This is a genomic window from Sphingobacterium sp. 40-24 (assembly GCF_001899705.1).
Taxonomy (GTDB): Bacteria; Bacteroidota; Bacteroidia; order Sphingobacteriales; family Sphingobacteriaceae; genus Sphingobacterium; species Sphingobacterium multivorum.
In genome coordinates this window covers 161,777-180,268 of sequence record NZ_MKWH01000034.1, presented here as the reverse complement: position 1 = coordinate 180,268, position 18,492 = coordinate 161,777, and the positions used below count along the sequence as shown (strand labels likewise).

At 41.8% G+C, this 18,492-nt stretch carries 11 protein-coding genes; 9 read left to right on the top strand and 2 right to left on the bottom strand.

Annotated features, from left to right (window positions below):
- Positions 1-45: 45 nt before the first annotated feature.
- Positions 46-2,568, bottom strand: coding sequence for a DUF5686 and carboxypeptidase-like regulatory domain-containing protein (locus tag BGP15_RS12655; protein ID WP_286769717.1), 2,523 nt, complete (start codon positions 2,566-2,568; stop codon positions 46-48).
- A gap of 376 nt (positions 2,569-2,944) precedes the next feature.
- Positions 2,945-4,624 carry an RluA family pseudouridine synthase gene (locus BGP15_RS12650; RefSeq protein WP_286768266.1) on the bottom strand — a complete coding sequence of 560 codons (1,680 nt, stop codon included), beginning with the start codon at positions 4,622-4,624 and terminating at the stop codon, positions 2,945-2,947.
- 335 nt (positions 4,625-4,959) lie between these two features.
- Here BGP15_RS12650 and BGP15_RS12645 point away from each other — a divergent pair, with 335 nt between their 5' ends.
- The 9 genes from BGP15_RS12645 (at position 4,960) to BGP15_RS12605 (ending at position 18,398) form a co-directional block, all read left to right on the top strand.
- Positions 4,960-5,433 carry a Dps family protein gene (locus BGP15_RS12645; RefSeq protein ID WP_070569738.1) on the top strand — a complete coding sequence of 158 codons (474 nt, stop codon included), beginning with the start codon at positions 4,960-4,962 and terminating at the stop codon, positions 5,431-5,433.
- A 148-nt stretch (positions 5,434-5,581) separates the two neighbouring features.
- Positions 5,582-8,041: a glycoside hydrolase family 31 protein gene (locus BGP15_RS12640; RefSeq protein WP_286769716.1), complete on the top strand. Its 2,460-nt coding sequence runs from the start codon at positions 5,582-5,584 to the stop codon at positions 8,039-8,041.
- Positions 8,042-8,044: 3 nt separating this feature from the next.
- Positions 8,045-10,003: a 1,4-alpha-glucan branching protein GlgB gene (glgB, locus tag BGP15_RS12635; RefSeq protein ID WP_286769715.1), complete on the top strand. Its 1,959-nt coding sequence runs from the start codon at positions 8,045-8,047 to the stop codon at positions 10,001-10,003.
- Positions 10,004-10,038: 35 nt separating this feature from the next.
- Entirely contained in the window at positions 10,039-11,451 is a 1,413-nt protein-coding gene (locus BGP15_RS12630; protein ID WP_286754422.1) for a glycogen synthase, read from the top strand.
- A 6-nt stretch (positions 11,452-11,457) separates the two neighbouring features.
- On the top strand, positions 11,458-12,741 hold the full coding sequence (locus BGP15_RS12625; protein ID WP_070569746.1) for a glucose-1-phosphate adenylyltransferase: 1,284 nt from the start codon (positions 11,458-11,460) through the stop codon (positions 12,739-12,741).
- A 164-nt stretch (positions 12,742-12,905) separates the two neighbouring features.
- Positions 12,906-13,667 carry a hypothetical protein gene (locus BGP15_RS12620; RefSeq protein WP_139145087.1) on the top strand — a complete coding sequence of 254 codons (762 nt, stop codon included), beginning with the start codon at positions 12,906-12,908 and terminating at the stop codon, positions 13,665-13,667.
- Between the two features lies 1 nt (position 13,668).
- Positions 13,669-14,451 carry a M90 family metallopeptidase gene (locus BGP15_RS12615; protein ID WP_286769714.1) on the top strand — a complete coding sequence of 261 codons (783 nt, stop codon included), beginning with the start codon at positions 13,669-13,671 and terminating at the stop codon, positions 14,449-14,451.
- Positions 14,452-14,580: 129 nt separating this feature from the next.
- Positions 14,581-16,362, top strand: a complete 1,782-nt coding sequence (locus BGP15_RS12610) for a DUF4091 domain-containing protein (RefSeq protein ID WP_286769713.1) — start codon at positions 14,581-14,583, stop codon at positions 16,360-16,362.
- A 302-nt stretch (positions 16,363-16,664) separates the two neighbouring features.
- The gene (locus tag BGP15_RS12605) at positions 16,665-18,398 is read left to right on the top strand and encodes a thiamine pyrophosphate-dependent enzyme (RefSeq protein WP_286754425.1); all 1,734 of its coding nucleotides are present in this window, start codon (positions 16,665-16,667) and stop codon (positions 18,396-18,398) included.
- The last annotated feature ends 94 nt before the right edge of the window (positions 18,399-18,492 follow it).

Sequence of the window (18,492 nt, the reverse complement as noted above, 5' to 3'; positions counted from 1 at the left end):
TATATGAACAGGGCTTCAAATTATACTATAAATTTATGGAAACTATTAGAAGTCAAATCTGACCCGCGCACGAATACCCCAAGCTGGTGCATCGACGTGATCAAGATAATTTAGACGTTTTACGTAGTCCACGCGTAATATTTTAAAAATGTTGGATAGACCGATACTGGCTTCCATATAAGGTTCTGAACCGAAGGTATAAGAACTCTGTACACCTTCTGCATTGTGCTGCCAAGTGAATACCTTTGAGCCATAGTTAGGATCGTCAGGATTGTTTTCCTTGCGCAGTCCGCCATATACACCTTTGAAGCTAAATACTTCACGTAATTTAAGCTTTTTGATCAAAGGAATTTTATTCAACAGAAAACCGTTCATGTAATACTGCACGTTCAATGAGGCATTGTGGTCACTAACAAACTCCAGGAAGTTCATTAAGTTATACGAGTTCAATTGATAAGCATAGGTCTGATTGGCACGATGGATTGTCAAGAAAGGGAATGGGATCTCTTTACCTGCAATATAGTTGCCTTCAGCTGTTACGTCAGCAAATCCAAATTGACTAAAATAAAAGCGTTTGAATGCACCAACATTAAAGTTGTGATAATTGTATTCACCTTTAGCCAATCCTTTGATTCCAGCAGTATAATTGAACGTGAAGATCGGATATTGATTGAATATAGGTGTCCGGTAAATCTTGCCTTGATAGAACTCTTCATGTGGAGCATATCTGAAATTTACGGATACTTCTGTCGAGTTCAATTCATTAAACAGTCTACTTTCATTGTTGGCATCTACCATCTGGTAGGTAAGGCTTCCAGCAGGTGTTTGTCTGTTGATATTGAATGCCGCGCCAATAGCCAAGTGGTTTAAAAATTCTTTTTTATACTCTAAGCCGTAATTTGTCTCATAGATGTAACGGTCATTATCACCGCGTTTGAAAGACAGCAAGAAGTTGTCTTCCTGAATAAATTCCAGTTTTTGTCCTGGAATCTTCGTATCCTTTTTATAAGAGGCCCTGATGTAGTGCATTGGGAAGGAGTAGACCGATTTGTTGTTAAATGCGTAGGTACCGCTGAAAAAGTATTTCCATTTCTGATCTTTAAAACCATAGGCCGCATACGATTCAGCATAGAAACGCTTGCTTAGCGCTTCTGTTGTACGTCCGCCGACACGTAAACGGAAACCTTCTACGGGATTAAAGCTATAGAATGTATTGACTGGACCGATCTCAACTGGGCCGGCCTGTTTGTATCCTGACAGCAATAAGGCAGCGATATCCATGAACGAACGGAATGAAGGGATCTTTTGTAAGGTATCAATATTATGATAAATATTCAGTTCGTTTTGCGCAAGGACAAGCGGACGTTGTGTTTCAAACAATGTTTTAATCGCTTTCTTATTTTCTACATTATAGGCAATGACCGTAGATGGACCATCATAGGTACTATCAGGACGCTGAATGCCGACTTTGTAATTGTTGTAATCAACTGTACGACTTCCGCGGATCCCCATGCCTTTTTCCGTTAAAGAAAAATCGATACCCAGGGTACTTGTTTTTAGGTAGAAGCGACTTTTGCTGTCTTTCTCAAATTTAAGCTGTATCTGAAGGTCACGTACAAAGTTTAGATTGATATCATCGGCCACAGTCATATTGGCGCCCTGCACTGCATAATTGCCGTCTAGCGTCACATACAGTTGACCTTTAAATAACATGTCGGCCTTGTTGCGTGGAAAGAAGCTTAATTCGACCAACCAGGGTTGAACAGTCTTAATGGTATCCGTTATAAAAAACTTATAAAAAGTAGGAGCGGAATTAGCAATTGGACTTAAAAACTGATTGGTAACTAATGAAATGTTGTTGTCGTAAATATCAACTTGTTCGTACAGTTTATTGAAGTAGGCTGTCAGACCATCATTATCAATAAATCTAGGGTCAAATTGTGCCCGTTGGTCACCAAGGATATACTGTTTGGTTTTGCTTGGATCTTTACGGTAATATACCTTGGACATTTTTTCTTCAATAAAGGCAGGCAAAACATATTTGTTGGCTGTTTTAGCGGAGTCGTCCGTTTCAAAAAGAAATTGATAGTTTTTGAATATTTTTTTATTGACGAATTTCTCCGAAAGATTGCTCAGTCCTAAAGACATCTTCTCATACTGGTCAAATTCAGCATATTGTTGTCCTGAAAGTCTATTTTTCTCCTTATTCTCGATGACTTTTCGGATCAGTGCGACAGCAGGATTATCTTTGTTGCTGTATTTTTTCTTTGTGGCCTTGACAACAACTTCTTCCAGCATGTTGTCCTGTTGATCCATCAGAATTTCTTTTGTTTGCGTTGCATCATTCGTAACAAAAGCGTCTTTGCTGTCATACCCAATGTAACTTGCTCTGATTTTTACATACGATGTTGGAAAGACAAGTTTAAATTCACCATTTGCATTGGTCGACGTCATGGTTCCAGCAGAAGCCGGAGCGCCAACGACGGCTACGGTAGCATAGGGTATAGGATTCTTGGTCTTTGCATCTTTAACTGTACCGGTTACGGTCTTGTTTTGGGCAAAAGCCATGGACACCGTTAGTACGAGCGTTATCGAAAAAAAGAGTTTAGTTATGAAGGTTGTTGCGTCTATTTTAGCTCTCATTATATTGCTATAATCTTGAAAATTCAAAATTGTTTTCCTGTTTCTACTTTATTTTTGACTTTATAGGTATTAAAATCAAAAAATCAGTGAACAAAGGAAACAAAAAATTAAGAATAATTAAAATTTTATTGTAATGTAATAAAGGAAAGTAGTTGAATTACATTTGTTTGTAAGTCTTTGTTTGTGAGTTGTTTATGTTAAATTATTGATTTGGGTCAATAATTTTCACATTACATTTTGACTTGGCGATGATTTTCCGCTACTTTATTTACTGACTTTTGTAACGATATAGTCAGCGCTATTAAAAATCTGGCTCGATTTCGAAGGTCATTTCTTTTTTGAAACGAGGGTGTATAAAGGTAATTGAAGCGGCATGAAGGTGTAATCTATTAGCTTTTTTGCCATAGAGATCGTCACCAACAATAGGTGTATTTAGCCCATTGGGGTGCACCGCATGCATGCGGAGCTGGTGGGTTCGGCCAGTCAAGGGATAAAACCTGACCCTCGTTTGATTATTCTCTATCGCAATTTTTTCCCATTTTGTCTGCGCTGGCTTGCCATAGGTGTAGCAGACCATTTGTCGGGGTCTATCATCCAGATCGACGCGAAGAGGGAGGTCGATCAAGCCGGATGGAGCTTCGATAATACCATCAAGTAAGGCAATGTATGTTTTTTTGATGGTATGCTGAATAAATTGATCCTGAATAAATTTATGCGCTTCTTTGTTTTTGGCAACAACCAATAGGCCGGATGTCGACATATCCAGGCGGTGGATAATAATCGGGCCTGCTTTTGGATAACGTTGAAGAATACGGTTGTAGACCGAATCCTTGACATATATTCCTGGTACAGAAAGAAATTCTGCTGGTTTGTTGATGATGATAATATCTTCATCCTCATAAATTTGAGGAAGTGCGATATCCAAGGTCGTTTCCTGCTGCATGGGATTCGGATCTACGACCAAGCCTTGGAGCATATACCCTAAAATCGGTTCACATTTTTTGCGGCATGCCGGATAGTAGTTTTTGTGCCTGCGTATTTCAGATGCAGGGGAGCAGCCCCACCAAAATTCGGCCAAAGCTAGGGGTGTTAACTGGTTTTCATATGCATATTGCAGCAGTTTTGGCGCAGCGCATTCCCCCGATCCCGCAGGCGGAGTTATCGTGTCAAATTCATGGAATATGTCGACGACATTCTTGCGTTGCCCTTTTGCATTGCGAAAATTATATTGTTCGAAAAGCTGTTTTTGCAGATTGCCTGAGCGTGTTTTGCGTTCCTCTTTTAGCGCGGTAATCGTAGATAGCAATTGTTGTAAATGGTTACTCTCTGTTTCCAGAGCCAAATGCATGTCATATTGAAAGCGCTGAAGCTGTTGTTTGTCTTTTAAACTCTGGCTCCGCATGTCTTCCATCAATAATTCATATTCCGCATCGGATAAACTGACCTTCAGTTTTGTACGGGTTTCTTTTCGTTCCTTCTTTTGGATTCTTAATTTCGATTTTAGCTCATCGAGCGACTTATCCCATTCATTTTTTAACCGGTCAAGATTACGCTGCGTGTCTGCTAGCTCTTCACTATTTTCAAGCCTTTCTATTTTGCGGTTCAGTGCATTGAGATGCACCTCTTCGTTTAGAAAAAAACTGTTTTCTTCCAACATATCGAATATTGGCGGTACAAAATAGCGGTGTTTGTTGCTTCCGGCCAGTTTTCCCGAAACAGCGGCAAGGTAGCCAAGCTCATTGTGTTGGTTTCTGACAACCAGCACACCGAACATTTTTCCAATAGCGAGGCCCTCCATGGCGCTGTCCAGGCCAAAATTGTGGGTCCAGTCCTCTTGTGTTTCGATGTAATATTGAAGTTCTTTTGCGGCGGTTACGGCAAGGGGGTGCGGTTCATAGCAAAATGGGAAGGTAAATCGTGTTGGAAGTTCAATCGCTGAAATATCCTGTTTGAATTTGTGAAAATAGGTATTGTTGTCCATGTTGTCCGCAGCTTTCCCTCAAAATAAAGATGTCTGCAAAAATACAACATTATGTGCTTTAAATAATAGCTTGATCGATTTTTGTTTAAAATGTTTCGTTCATAAGGTACAATCTAGTTCTTATCTGTTTCTACAAAGAACACTGTCGGTGCAGCCTTCGCTTTTCATTTTTCAGTCTAGCAAACGCTTTGCAGTAATACGAAATGTAAGTCTGGTTTGGTATAGTAGGGTGAGGTAATTGTTGTGAATTTGACTGGCTTTTATTTGGTTTTTACCGCATTTTTGGGTAAATTTAACTAAGCATTTAAAACATATAGTTAACAAAAGATTATAATATGAAAACTTCAATTGGAATTAAAGATGCGGACTTGAAAAAAGTTGCAAAGTTGTTAAATGTGCTGTTGGCAGATGAACACATTGTCTACATGAAGACGCGTAATGCGCATTGGAATGTGGAAGGTGCGGATTTTCATGCTGCTCACTTATTTTTGGAATCACAATACGATGAACTAGCTGAAGTGATCGATGAAGTAGCAGAACGTGTACGTACTTTAGGGCATTATGCGGTAGGTACCTTTGATAAATATTTGAAATTGACTCGTTTAACGGAGTCTACTTCAGAAAAAACCGACAGTCAGTCCTATTACAAAGAATTGTTGGCTGACCATGAAGCTATAGCGATGTCAATTCGTGCCGACATTTCTGTGGTTGAAGGCACTTCAGATAATGGTACGGAGGACTTTTTGGTTGGACTATTGGAAAAGCATGAAAAGATGGCTTGGATGCTTCGTGCGCATTTTGTTAAGTAAGCTGTAGAAGTTTATCCACAGGTATTGAAAAAAATCCCGTCTATCCCAATAGGCGGGATTTTTTTTTGTGTTTTGTTGTCAGCGCAGGATTAATTTTCTATCTTAAAGAGGAATTAAGCCTTCAGAAACTTTTTAACATATTACAATTATGCTTGAAGACGACAACCTAAATCAAACCACACTACATGAGGAGGAAAATGATGGTACTTTGGAGAGTATGCATCATGTGAATAATCCGGTATTGGATTTACCGAAAATTGAAAAGAAATACCTTGAAACGATAGTAGCCCACAATCAAAACGATAAGTCTTATTATTTTTCTGACGGCAAAGCCAAGGTAGAAATTAAGATCGTCACGGATGAGATCGTGCGAGTACGGCTGGCTCCACAAGGGACTTTTTTGGAGGATTTTTCGTATGCCTTGGCCAAGAAAGATCACCGCGTCAGTATACATCAATGCAAGGAAGAGGCAGATCATTATCTGGTGCATACGAATACTATTTCCTGTAAGATCAATAAGAATGACTTTTTGATTTCTTTTGCTGATCGTTCAGGTAAACTGTTCAATGCAGATTTGGCGCCGATGCACTGGGAGGAAAACCCTGATTTTGGAGGCTATTATGTATATAGCACAAAAGTGGCCTTTGAAAACGAAGCTTTTTATGGACTGGGGGATAAGGCCACTAAATTGAACCTGAGAGGTAAAAGACTTAAAAATTGGAATTCAGATACTTATGCTTTTGCTTACGATCAGGATCCACTTTATAAAACTATTCCGTTTTATATTGGTTTAAAAGATGGTGAAGCCTACGGTATATTCTTTGACAATACCTTTAAAACGTATTTTGATTTCGCCGCGGAAGATCCGGGAAAAACAAGCTTTTGGTCCGAAGGAGGGGAACTGCAGTACTACTACATCCATGGTCCACATATTATCGACGTTATCCGTCGCTATCATACGCTGACAGGTACGCATTACCTGCCACCGCTGTGGGCAATTGGTTACCATCAGTGTCGCTGGAGTTATTATCCCGAAGCGAATGTCCGGAAGGTTGCTGAGGAGTTTCGGAAGCGACAGATCCCCTGTGATGCGATTTATCTTGATATCGATTACATGGAAGGATACCGCTGTTTTACCTGGAACAAGCAGTATTTTCCCAATCCTAAGAATATGATCAGCGATTTGGCCAATGATGGCTTTAAAACGGTGGTGATGATCGACCCGGGCATCAAGGTTGATGAGAACTACTGGGTGTTCAGGGAAGGAAAGGAAAATAGGTATTTCTGTCGCCGCGGGGATGATTATTTTATGGAAGGATTTGTGTGGCCGGGACGTTGTCAATTTCCTGATTTTACCAATCCGGAGGTTCGTCAATGGTGGGGCACCTTATATCAGGGCCTTGTGGAAGATGGCGTGGCTGGCTTCTGGAACGATATGAATGAACCGGCCGTATTTGGCCGCGGAACATTCCCCGACGATGTACGTCACCAATATGACGGGCATCGGGGTTCGCATCGTAAGGCACATAATATCTACGGCATGCAGATGGTCCGGGCAACCTATGATGGTTTAAAGAAATTGTATAAAAATAAACGGCCATTTACCATCACCCGAGCGGCTTATGCGGGAACACAACGCTATTCTTCGGTCTGGACCGGCGATAATTTGGCGAGTTGGGAACATCTCAAGTTGGGAACCTTGCAGTTACAGCGTTTGTCGACTTCGGGCATGTCCTTTTGTGGAACGGATATCGGTGGGTTTACGGGTGAACCCGACGGTGAGTTATTTACGCGATGGATGCAATTTGGCGTTTTCTCGCCTTTTATGCGTGTGCATTCCGCTGGCGATACCCGCGACCGGGAGCCCTGGAGTTTTGGGGAGGATTGGGAAAAGATCAATCGGAAATTTATCGAACTCCGTTATAAGTTGTTGCCGTATATCTATACCTGTTTTTGGGAGCAAACGAAGTATGGTTTTCCCATATTACGTCCGATTTCCATGGTCGAACAGCATATACCGACCAATTGGCAACGTGAGGAGGAATTCTGTTTTGGGGATAAAATATTGGTATCCCCAGTTTTGCAGCCGGGACAAAAAAGCAAGATTGTCTATCTGCCTGAAGGTACTTGGTTTTATTATTTCAATAATGAAACCTACGTGGGCGGTAAAGAACATACTGTTCCTACGCCGATTGATGAGATGCCGATTTTCATTCGTGGGGGATCTGTTATCCCCGAATATCCAGTGATGCAATATACTGGTGAAAAGAAAATTGAGGAGCTGCAGCTCAATGTTTACTTCGCTGAAGGTGTAACCCGTTCGTATGTGTATTCGGATCATGGTGACACCTTTGCCTATGAGCAGGATATTTATCTTGAAAAATGCTTTACCGTATCGGGGCTCAAAGATTCCCTGTCGATTAAACAGACGCAAGATGGGCTTTTTACGGAGCGGTATGAGGAATATAAATTACAGTTAATCGGCTTGCCTTTTCAGGTTAAGAAGGTGAAGACTGATGGTATTGAGACAAAAGTACAAGTAGATGATAAGGGGCGGTATTGGATTAATGTCGCACGAGAATTTGATAACATATTGATAGAAGGTTAAAACATGACCAATGAAGTAATTCCGCATAGTCTATTTTCTGAATTTGATGTCGCCTTATTCCAGTCGGGTAAGCACTTCAAATTATACGAAAAGTTCGGTTCACACGAGCTGGAAGTCAATGGTGAAAAAGGCGTTTATTTTGCGGTTTGGGCTCCAAATGCAAAATCGGTCTTTGTAACCGGCAACTTCAATTTTTGGGATAAAGCGCGTCACGCGCTCTATGTGCGCTGGGATGGTAGCGGAATCTGGGAGGGATTTATTCCGGGGCTTGGCAATGGGGAGGCGTATAAGTATGTTATTGAGACTTATACTGGCGAACAACTTGAAAAAGGAGACCCCTTTGCTTTTCAGTGGGAGATCGCGCCAAAGACTGCTTCCATTGTTCATTCGACCTGGTTCGAGTGGCAGGATAAGCAATGGATGCAGGAAAGGGCTGTTAAAAACAGGCTGGATCAACCATGGTCTGTCTATGAAGTGCATTTAGGATCTTGGTCGCGGGATCCCGAAAGTCCGGATACTTTGCTCAACTACCGCGAAATCGCTGTGGCGCTCGTATCCTATGTGAAGGAAATGAATTTTACCCATGTAGAATTTATGCCCCTGATGGAACATCCCTATTACCCTTCTTGGGGATACCAGATAACGGGCTATTTTGCTGCGAGTTCACGCTACGGATCGGCACAAGATCTCATGTATCTGATTGAGGAGCTGCATGCCGCCAGGATAGGCGTATTGTTGGATTGGGTTCCGTCGCATTTTCCAGGTGACGCACATGGTCTTTATCGTTTTGATGGCACGAGCTTATACGAGCATGAAGATCCCCGGAAAGGGTTTCATCCCGATTGGCAATCCTATATTTTCAACTACGGACGTAATGAAGTGCGTTCTTTTTTGATCAGTAATGCATTTTATTGGTTGGATCGTTTTCATATCGATGGACTTCGGGTCGATGCGGTTGCTTCTATGCTCTATTTGGATTATAGTCGAAACGCAGGCGAGTGGATTGCCAATGAGTTTGGTGGAAATGAGAATCTTGAAGCGGTACAATTTTTAAAAGAACTGAATGAGGCCGTCTACGGACATTTCCCACATGTGCAGACCATCGCGGAAGAATCGACTTCCTGGCCAGGTGTCAGTCGCCCAACCTATGCTGGTGGATTGGGGTTTGGAATGAAATGGATGATGGGCTGGATGCATGACACATTGGATTATTTTAAAGAGGATCCGATTAATCGCAGCTATCATCATGATCGACTGACCTTTGCGACAGTATATGCTTTCCATGAAAATTTTATGCTACCGCTGTCACATGATGAGGTTGTCTACGGAAAGCATTCATTAATTTATAAGATGCCGGGCGATGAATGGCAAAAGTTTGCCAACCTGCGGGCATTGTATCTCTTTATGTATACTTTTTCGGGAACAAAATTGCTGTTTATGGGCGGAGAATTTGGGCAGACTTCGGAGTGGAATGTAAACCAATCGCTTGATTGGCATCTTTTGGAATTTGCGCCACACCAGGGTATGAAGCAATTTGTAGCCGACCTGAATACGGTTTATAGGAGCCAACCAAGTCTTTACCAGAAGGCTTTTGACGCTTCGGGCTTTGAATGGATAGATGCTGGTGATCGTGAAAATTCGGTTGTGGTCTATTGGCGAAAGGGATTTGACGCCTGGGATGATACGGTTGTTGTACTTAACTTAACGCCTGTTGTTCGGGAACATTTCCGTATTGGTTTACCTTACGCTGGTGAATGGGAAGTGCTGCTGAATTCGGATGATTTGACCTATTTCGGTTCTGGAATACATCAGCTGCTTATTCATAGTGAACACCTGCATTGGATGAACCAGGTACAGTCTGCTCAAGTTCATTTACCTCCGCTTGGCGGATATATTTTGAAAAGGAAGAGAGCGGTAAAGGAAGTCAATCCCATTAAACAAGGCGAGCGTATCCCTGTATAAAATCTTGTTATTAAATCTCATGCTGTAAAAGAAGAATGAACGTATTTCACTTGAGTGTAGAATGTTATCCCGTGGCCAAAGTAGGTGGTCTCGCGGATGTCGTGGGCGCGCTGCCCAAATACCAAACCAAACTGGGATGGGAGGCGGCGGTTGTCATGCCTTGGTATGATCGTCCTTTTGTTAGGGATCATGCTTTTAGCCTAGTTCATGAAGGTACTTTTTACCAAGGATCTGAATTGCTGCGCTACAGTGTTTATAAGGAAGATCATCAGGTACTTGGATTTGAGCTCTACCTGATTAAGATTCCAGGTAAACTCGATCGGCAGGAGGTATATTGTTATCCGGATGAAGGCGAGCAGTTTATCGCCTTTCAACATGCTGTTTTGGCGTGGTTTAAGGATAAAAATATAGTACCTGATATTGTGCATTGCCATGATCATCATGTCGGCTTAATGCCTTTTTTGATGAGGTATAGCAATGACTATAACTTTCTTGCCGACGTTAAAACGGTGGCCACCGTCCACAATGGGCAGTATCAGGGCTGGACGCATTGGAGTAAAGCTATTCTGTTGCCCGCTTTCGATAGTTGGAAATGGGGATTATTGGACTGGGATGGTTTAATTAATCCGCTTGCAGCCCTCATTAAATGTTGCGATGCGTACACAACGGTCTCCGAAGGTTACCTGGAAGAGCTTTATGTGGAAGCAAATGGTTTGCAGCAGCTGTTTTATGATGAGCGAAATAAATCTGTCGGTATTGTCAATGGAATTGACTGGGAAATCTGGGATCCTAAAATTGATTATACCTTGCTAGAAAACTACGATGCTGTACAAGCTTTTTCCGGAAAGTTGAAAAATAAGGAGGCTTTGGCGAAGCAGTATAAAATCAATCCAGATCGACCGTTGCTTGTTTTTATCGGCCGATTTGCAACAGAAAAAGGAGCGGATTTACTTCCGGAGATAATTTTGGATTTGACGGAGAAATATCACGATAGATTAAGTATATTTATACTGGGTGCCGGAGACCCAGCGATCCAGTCACGTGTGAAATCACTCGTCGATGATGGAATTGATAATTTTGATGTGTTCTTTGGTTATGATGAAAATCTGGCCCATTGGCTTTATGCCAGTGCGGATTTTCTTTTAATGCCTTCCCGTGTTGAGCCCTGTGGACTTAATCAGCTCTATGCTATGAAGTACGGTACATTGCCGATCGTGCATCAGGTGGGGGGATTAAAAGATACGGTAATCGATCTGAAAAATGATGGCTACGGTATAGGTTTTGATAGTCTGACAATCACTGAAATTAGTGCAGCGATTGTTCGGGCTATAAATTTTTACGATAGTAAAAAGCAGTTTGAGGAGAATCAACGTAAAATGATGCAGTTGGATTTTTCTTGGGATAAATCTGCAGCGAAGTATATAAGTCTATATAACCAATTAATGTAATTTGATATGTCACGTCATAATGTAGTAGCTATCGTCTTGGGCGGAGGAAGGGGCTCACGTCTGTATCCATTGACCGATCAACGGTCTAAGCCAGCAGTTCCCATTGCCGGGAAATATCGCTTGGTGGACATTCCCATCTCGAATTGTCTTAATTCGGGTTTTAACAAGATTTTTGTGTTGACACAATTCAATTCTTCGTCGCTCAACTCCCACATTAAGAATACCTACAACTTTAGTATTTTTAGCAAGGGCTTTGTCGATATTCTGGCTGCTGAACAGACCAACGATGGCGACAAATGGTTCGAGGGTACGGCCGATGCCGTGCGACGATCGTTTCGGAAGCTGGCGAGTATTGATTATGACTATGTACTGATTTTATCAGGGGATCAGCTATATCAAATGGATTTTGATGCACTGGTTGACTTCCACGTCGAAAACGAAGGCGACCTGACCATTGCGACTATACCAGTAAACGCCAAAGATGCCACCGGTTTTGGTATACTGAAATCGGATGAAAAGAATCATATTACCTCTTTTATCGAGAAACCGAATAGCGAGCAGCTGGTAGACTGGAGTTCAGAAGTGAGCGATCATTTAAAGGGTGAGGGCAGAGAATTCCTGGCCTCTATGGGTATTTATGTTTTTTCAAAAGGCGTCCTGAAACGTATGCTTGAAGAGAATCGCGGAATGGATTTTGGTAAAGAAATTATTCCCGATGCCATTGATACAAGTCGGGTGCTTAGCTATCAATTTGAGGGCTATTGGACAGACATCGGTACCATAGGGTCTTTCTATGAAGCCAACATTGGTTTGACCGATAATATTCCGGCCTTCAATCTGTTTGATAAAAATACGGTTTTCACCCGTCCAAGGATGTTGCCGCCTTCTAAGATTTCGGGTACAACATTAATCAATTCGGTCATTTCGGATGGCTGTATTATCCAAGCTGATAAAATAGACCGTTCCGTCGTGGGCGTTCGTTCACGGATTGGTACAGGATCTGTTGTGCGCGGTACTTATATGATGGGATCAGATTATTATGAGGATCTCGTCGATATGGAGGAAGCAAAGCGTAAAAATATACCTGTGGTCGGTGTTGGAGAACGTTGTTATATTGAGAATGCTATTTTGGATAAAAATTGTCGTATCGGCAACGATGTCCGGATCAATGGTGGACCTCATTTGCTGAACGCCAATCACCCCACCTATACCATTTGTGACGGCATTGTTGTCATCAAAAAAAATGCTGTAATTCCAAATGGAACAACAATAGGATTGACAAGCTTATAAAATTTATAGAACAAGGGAGATAATATATTGTTATCATTTCATGTTATTCATATAAAAGTATCTTGAAAAGTAATTACCTGAAGTCAAAATTTGCCTAATACCGGCAAATTAACGTCAGATGGTATTGTCTTTGCTAGCAAAGAATAGATATTATAATGAGTAGTATGCGATTGAGACAGATTATCTCCCTTTGTTTTGTGTTGTTTGTTCTTTTGGGCTGCCAAACGTCATTGATGGTTCAAGGTACAGGTGTCTTGCGTGATGCCTCACGAAAATTCGAGCTTCGCCATGGCGATCGATCAGTCGTTTATATTCCAATGCGGCATCTGGGTACGCGGGTGTACTATGATCAAATTCAGCGCGCTGTAGATTCCCTCCAACGTTCGGGCTATGTTGTTTTTTATGAAAGTATCGCCTATCAGGTGGATAGTGCGGCACAACGTGATCTGTATGACCGCAAATTTAGAAAACTTACAGGCAATCGGCTCGGGCTGCAGCAATGTATTGAAATACCGGGCGATACCTCCCGGGTTCTTCGGGCGCCCATGTACCGTAAACTGGGGCAACGAATCATCAGTCAGCCCGATTATTCCTTTTTCCTGGTGAATTATGAAACGGCGGTGAATGCGGATATTCCCAAAAATAAATTGCTTGACGAGTTTGAATACCTGTATGGTACGATCAAACTGGATGATTGTGATTACAAAACACCGCTCCAAGAACCTTATTCCTGTAAACCGATCAAAGCAGCCTTAAAGAACAAATTTGATAAAGAATTTGTCATGAAAAAAAGGGAAGAAAACCTGGCATCATTAGTTGCTGACGCCCCACAGCAAAAGATTTTAATCTTATTCGGAACCTCACATTTTAAAGGCTTTTTGCGTAATTTGCAGGCTCGGGATCCCAAATGGATACAGATCAACTAATATGTTAGGAAAACTATTTATTATACTGCTTATACCAGTAACCATTTATGTTGTTTATTACCTGTTAAATCGTACGGCCAAAAACAGCAAAGCCATTAAACGTGTATTAAGCGACGAAGGAAAGGAAATTCTGGAAAAAGAAGTTGCCTATTACCGCAATCTGTCCGATGCGGATAAAATGGAATTTGAAACCCGCTGTTTAAAATTTTTGGATACGGTCAAAATTGAAGGTGTGGGCGTAGCGGTTGAGCTGAAAGATTATATGATGATTGCCGCCAGTGCAATTATCCCAATATTTGCCTTTAAGAAATGGACTTATCCCAATTTGACCAATATTATGGTTTATCCTTCCCAGTTCAATACAGCGTATGAATTTGAAGGCCATGCTGACCGAAATATAATGGGAATGGTAGGTGAGGGAGCCATGAACGGACAAATGATATTGTCCAAATCGGCATTGGAGTATGGTTTTAGGAACCCAAAAGATGGACAGAATACAGCGATACATGAATTTGTACACTTGATCGATAAAACCGATGGTACTGTGGATGGCATTCCAACACGTCTGATGGATAAAGCTTCAGTCATTCCTTTTATGAATCTGATACGGGAAGAGATTGCCAAAATAAAGGCGAATAAATCTGATATTGATGTCTATGGCATGACCAATCCAGCCGAGTTTTTTGCAGTTGCTTCTGAATATTTCTTTGAGGACCCAGCGAAATTCAAGACCCATCATCCTGAACTGTATAAAGCACTTTCTGAAATTTTTGAACAAAGTTAGTTATAGATAAATAAAATTTTACTATTTTTAAGGCAAACAGAAGTTGTTTGCCTTTTTTCTGCGAGCACCCTGCTCCTGGGCTGGAAAGAAGATCATCGCTTCGCTAAAGTTTTGTTAATTATAACTGTTATGCCTAAAACTACAATTTATTCTTCTATTGCCCTGGCTTGTATGCTATTTTGCGGCAGTAATCCGGGATTTTCCCAGCAGCGTTTTGCTACAGGGACAACATTTACTGAAATGGCCGATCCGACAAAGGATACGTTATCCAACTGGTCGAATGTTAAAGCCGGCCTACATGCTTCGTTTGTATCGATAGACAAACGTTATCCCAAATCCGTCAATCCAAATCTGACAACACAACGTACGGCGACTGTAGATGCCTGGAAAGGTGAACAAGTATCGGCGCAGGTATTGTTATGGACCAGTGTTGCCACAGCGCATGTCGCTGTATCAGCAAGTGAATTAAAATCTACAACAGGCAAGGTGATCGGCAGCGATGCGGTACAAGCGCGTTTTGTTCGTTATGTCATGACTGATGAATTTGCAAGTGGCTGTGGCCATCGTAAGCCAGAAGATTTTAAAGCTTCTCTTTCGGCAGATATGTTGGATGATCTCAAAAGCTATGACCTTGAAGCGAAGAAAGTCCGTCCTGTATGGATTACCGTAAAGGTTCCCAAGGAAGCTGCCGCAGGACAATATAAAACGACAATTTCGGTTCAGCAAAATGGTAAGGTGAAAGAGCAATTACAGCTTATCGTCAATGTTCAAAATCATGTGCTGCCGCCATCGTCGCAGTGGACTTATCATTTGGACCAATGGCAGCATCCTTCTGCTGTAGCTCGTGTCAATAATGTGAAGATGTGGAGCGATGAACATTTTGAAGCGTTGAAGCCGACCATGAAACAGCTTGCAGCTGCTGGGCAAAAAGTGATTACTGCGACTTTAAATAAGGATGCGTGGAACGTACAGACCTATGATCCCTATGCGGATATGATCACCTGGAAGAAGGCAAAAGACGGTTCCTGGGCTTATGATTATTCTGTTTTTGATCGATGGGTAAACTTTATGATGGATCTAGGGGTCAACAAACAGATCAATTGCTATTCGCTTTTACCATGGAACAACGAGGTACATTATTTCGATGAGAGCAAAAATGAACTGGTCAATGTGATTGCAAAACCCGGTACAGCAATATTTGAGGAGCTATGGACGCCTTTCTTAAAGGATTTTAGTAAGCACATTACCGCAAAGGGCTGGTTAAAGATTACCAATATTGCGATGGATGAAAGAGGCCGGGAAGAAATGGATCCAGCGATCGCCTTGTTGGAAAAAGTAGCGCCCGAATTTGGTGTTGCATTTGCTGATAATCACAAAAGCTACCAACGCTATCATAAGAGTACAGATATCAGCGTCGCCGCTGGCGATCCTTTTGATCAGAACGATCTTATTGAGCGACGTAAAAAAGGATATATCACGACATTTTATGTGTGCTGTTCGGACGAATTTCCAAATCAATTTACGTTCTCGGATCCAGCAGAATCCACCTATATGGCTTGGTATGCGCTGGCGGCAGGTTTCGATGGGGCACTGCGTTGGGCATTCAACTCCTGGGTGAAGGATCCACTGCATGATTCAAGGTTCCGTACGTGGCCGGCAGGAGACACCTATATTGTTTATCCGCAAGGAAGAAGCTCTATCCGTTACGAGCGTATGTTGGAAGGTATTCAGGATTATACCAAAGTCGGCATTCTGAAAGCCAAGTTGGAGAAGTCAAAAGATCAAGCCAACCTAGCGAAGCTAAATGCAAAAATTGCAAAATTAAATACCGCTAAACGCTATGCGGACTGGAACAAAGATCTCAATGATGCAAAGCGTTTTGTCGATGAGTTGTCGCGACAAATCAACTAAGGATTTATCCAAGCTATCATTTTAAAAAAGCTGTTTCAATGAATTTGAAACAGCTTTTTTTGTTGATTACAATCTCTTTTTATTTCAAGTGTAGCGAGTTGTTGTCTTAAATTTGGGCCCAGTATATACCTGCTCCCAATTGAGGCTGTTATTGCACATTCGACCAGATTATACGCTTGGGAAACGACAGACCTGTTCAGCTAATGTCCCAAACCATTACGCTACATTATTGTTGTTATTAAATAGCGGCAATATAATTTGCACGATGCCGCTATCACAAAATCTTAAATTATAGTATAAGTATGAAAAATGTAGCACACCAGATTGTGGGTCTTTTAAAGGATGCGGGAATTCAGCGTATTTATGCCGTAACGGGCGATAGTTTAAATTTTTTCAACGAAGCTGTTCATGCAGATGGAACGATGCAATGGATACATGTCAGGCATGAGGAAGTGGGGGCGTTTGCTGCAACGGCAGAAGCTGATTTGCACGGGATCGCTTGTTGTGCGGGAAGCAGTGGGCCTGGGCATGTGCATCTGATCAATGGTGTTTATGAAGCACACAAGACTCGTGTACCCATGCTTGTGATCGCATCAACATGTGCTACCTACGAATTTGGAACCGATTATTTTCAAGAAACCAATCCAATCAAACTGTTTGATGATTGTTCTTGCTACAACCAAATGATCACTCGGCCGGAGCAGGTGCAACGTATGGTGCAAAATGCATTACAACAGGCTATCTCTAAACGGGATGTTGCAGTTATCGGCCTACCTGGTGATGTATCAGAAATGGAAGCGGTTCAAATGAATACTTCAACGAAGGTGTTTTTTACCGAGCCGCAAATTAGACCTTCGGAGATGGAAATTGGGCGATTGGCACAATATATCAATCAAGCAGAAAAGATAACCTTGTTCTGTGGTGTGGGGGCCAAGAAAGCACAGCAGCAAATTGTAGCATTATCACAAAAGATCCATGCGCCAGTAGGTTATTCATTTAAAGCAAAGTTGGATATCCAACGCGACAATCCCAATGAAATCGGGATGACAGGACTTCTAGGAATGGCTTCAGCATTTCAAAGTATGCATCATTCCGATCTTATTTTACTTTTAGGGACTGATTTTCCTTACAAGGATTTTATACCGACCAACAAAACCATTATCCAGATTGATATTGAAGGTGAAAAGCTAGGGCGTAGATCCATCGTAGACTATGGGCTTGTTGGCGATATTGAGCATACCTTAAAAGCGGTATTGCCCTTTGTAGAAGCGCGTTCGGATACGAAATTTCTGGAGAAGCAGCTTGCTTCTTATGAAAAGGTCAAGGAAGATCTCATGACGTATGTGGAGGATTCAGGCAGCGAATGCGCAATACAGCCAGAATTTGTCGCTCATACCATTGATCAGAAAGCCAGTGATGATGCTATTTTCTTGCTTGATACCGGGATGTGCTGTGTTTGGGGAGCACGTTATATTAATCAGCGAAAGGATCGAATCATGCTGGGGTCTTTCAATCATGGTTCTATGGCTAATGCCATGCCAATGGCTATTGGAGCTGCATTGACACATCCTGAGCGCCAGGTTATTGCTTTTTGTGGCGATGGAGGCCTATCCATGTTGTTGGGGGATCTTGCAACAATAAAACAATATAACTTACCGATCAAAATCATCGTCTTCAACAATCGTGCACTTGGTATGGTTAAATTGGAGATGCAGGTATCAGGTCTTAAAGATCAGGAAACTAATATGGTCAATCCAGATTTTGCGATGATCGCCCAGGCGATGGGCATACGTGCATTTACGGTGACTCAACCCCAGGAGGTGGATGGTGTTATCCATGAGGCTTTTGGGATTGTCGATGAGCCTGTCCTAATTGATCTATATACCAATCCCAATGCATTGGCTATGCCACCCAAGATATCCTTCAGTCAAATGAAAGGGATGACAGAAAGTATGGCAAAATTAATGTTGTCGGGTAATTTCGAAGAGGTGTGGGATACCATTAAGTCTAATTATAAACATTTGAAATCGCTTTGATCCCTCGTCATCGAATATATTAAAAGCCCCAAAAAGCATAAAGCAGAGGGGCTTATTTTGTGTTAAAAGTGACTTGAATGTGTGGCGGTCAGAC

Coding starts and splice junctions, on each gene's coding strand:
- BGP15_RS12655 (WP_286769717.1), bottom strand. CDS start 2,568: ATGGCTTTTGCCCAAAACAAGACCGTAACCGGTACAGTTAAAGATGCA.
- BGP15_RS12650 (WP_286768266.1), bottom strand. CDS start 4,624: ATGGACAACAATACCTATTTTCACAAATTCAAACAGGATATTTCAGCG.
- BGP15_RS12645 (WP_070569738.1), top strand. CDS start 4,960: ATGAAAACTTCAATTGGAATTAAAGATGCGGACTTGAAAAAAGTTGCA.
- BGP15_RS12640 (WP_286769716.1), top strand. CDS start 5,582: ATGCTTGAAGACGACAACCTAAATCAAACCACACTACATGAGGAGGAA.
- glgB (WP_286769715.1), top strand. CDS start 8,045: ATGACCAATGAAGTAATTCCGCATAGTCTATTTTCTGAATTTGATGTC.
- BGP15_RS12630 (WP_286754422.1), top strand. CDS start 10,039: ATGAACGTATTTCACTTGAGTGTAGAATGTTATCCCGTGGCCAAAGTA.
- BGP15_RS12625 (WP_070569746.1), top strand. CDS start 11,458: ATGTCACGTCATAATGTAGTAGCTATCGTCTTGGGCGGAGGAAGGGGC.
- BGP15_RS12620 (WP_139145087.1), top strand. CDS start 12,906: ATGCGATTGAGACAGATTATCTCCCTTTGTTTTGTGTTGTTTGTTCTT.
- BGP15_RS12615 (WP_286769714.1), top strand. CDS start 13,669: ATGTTAGGAAAACTATTTATTATACTGCTTATACCAGTAACCATTTAT.
- BGP15_RS12610 (WP_286769713.1), top strand. CDS start 14,581: ATGCCTAAAACTACAATTTATTCTTCTATTGCCCTGGCTTGTATGCTA.
- BGP15_RS12605 (WP_286754425.1), top strand. CDS start 16,665: ATGAAAAATGTAGCACACCAGATTGTGGGTCTTTTAAAGGATGCGGGA.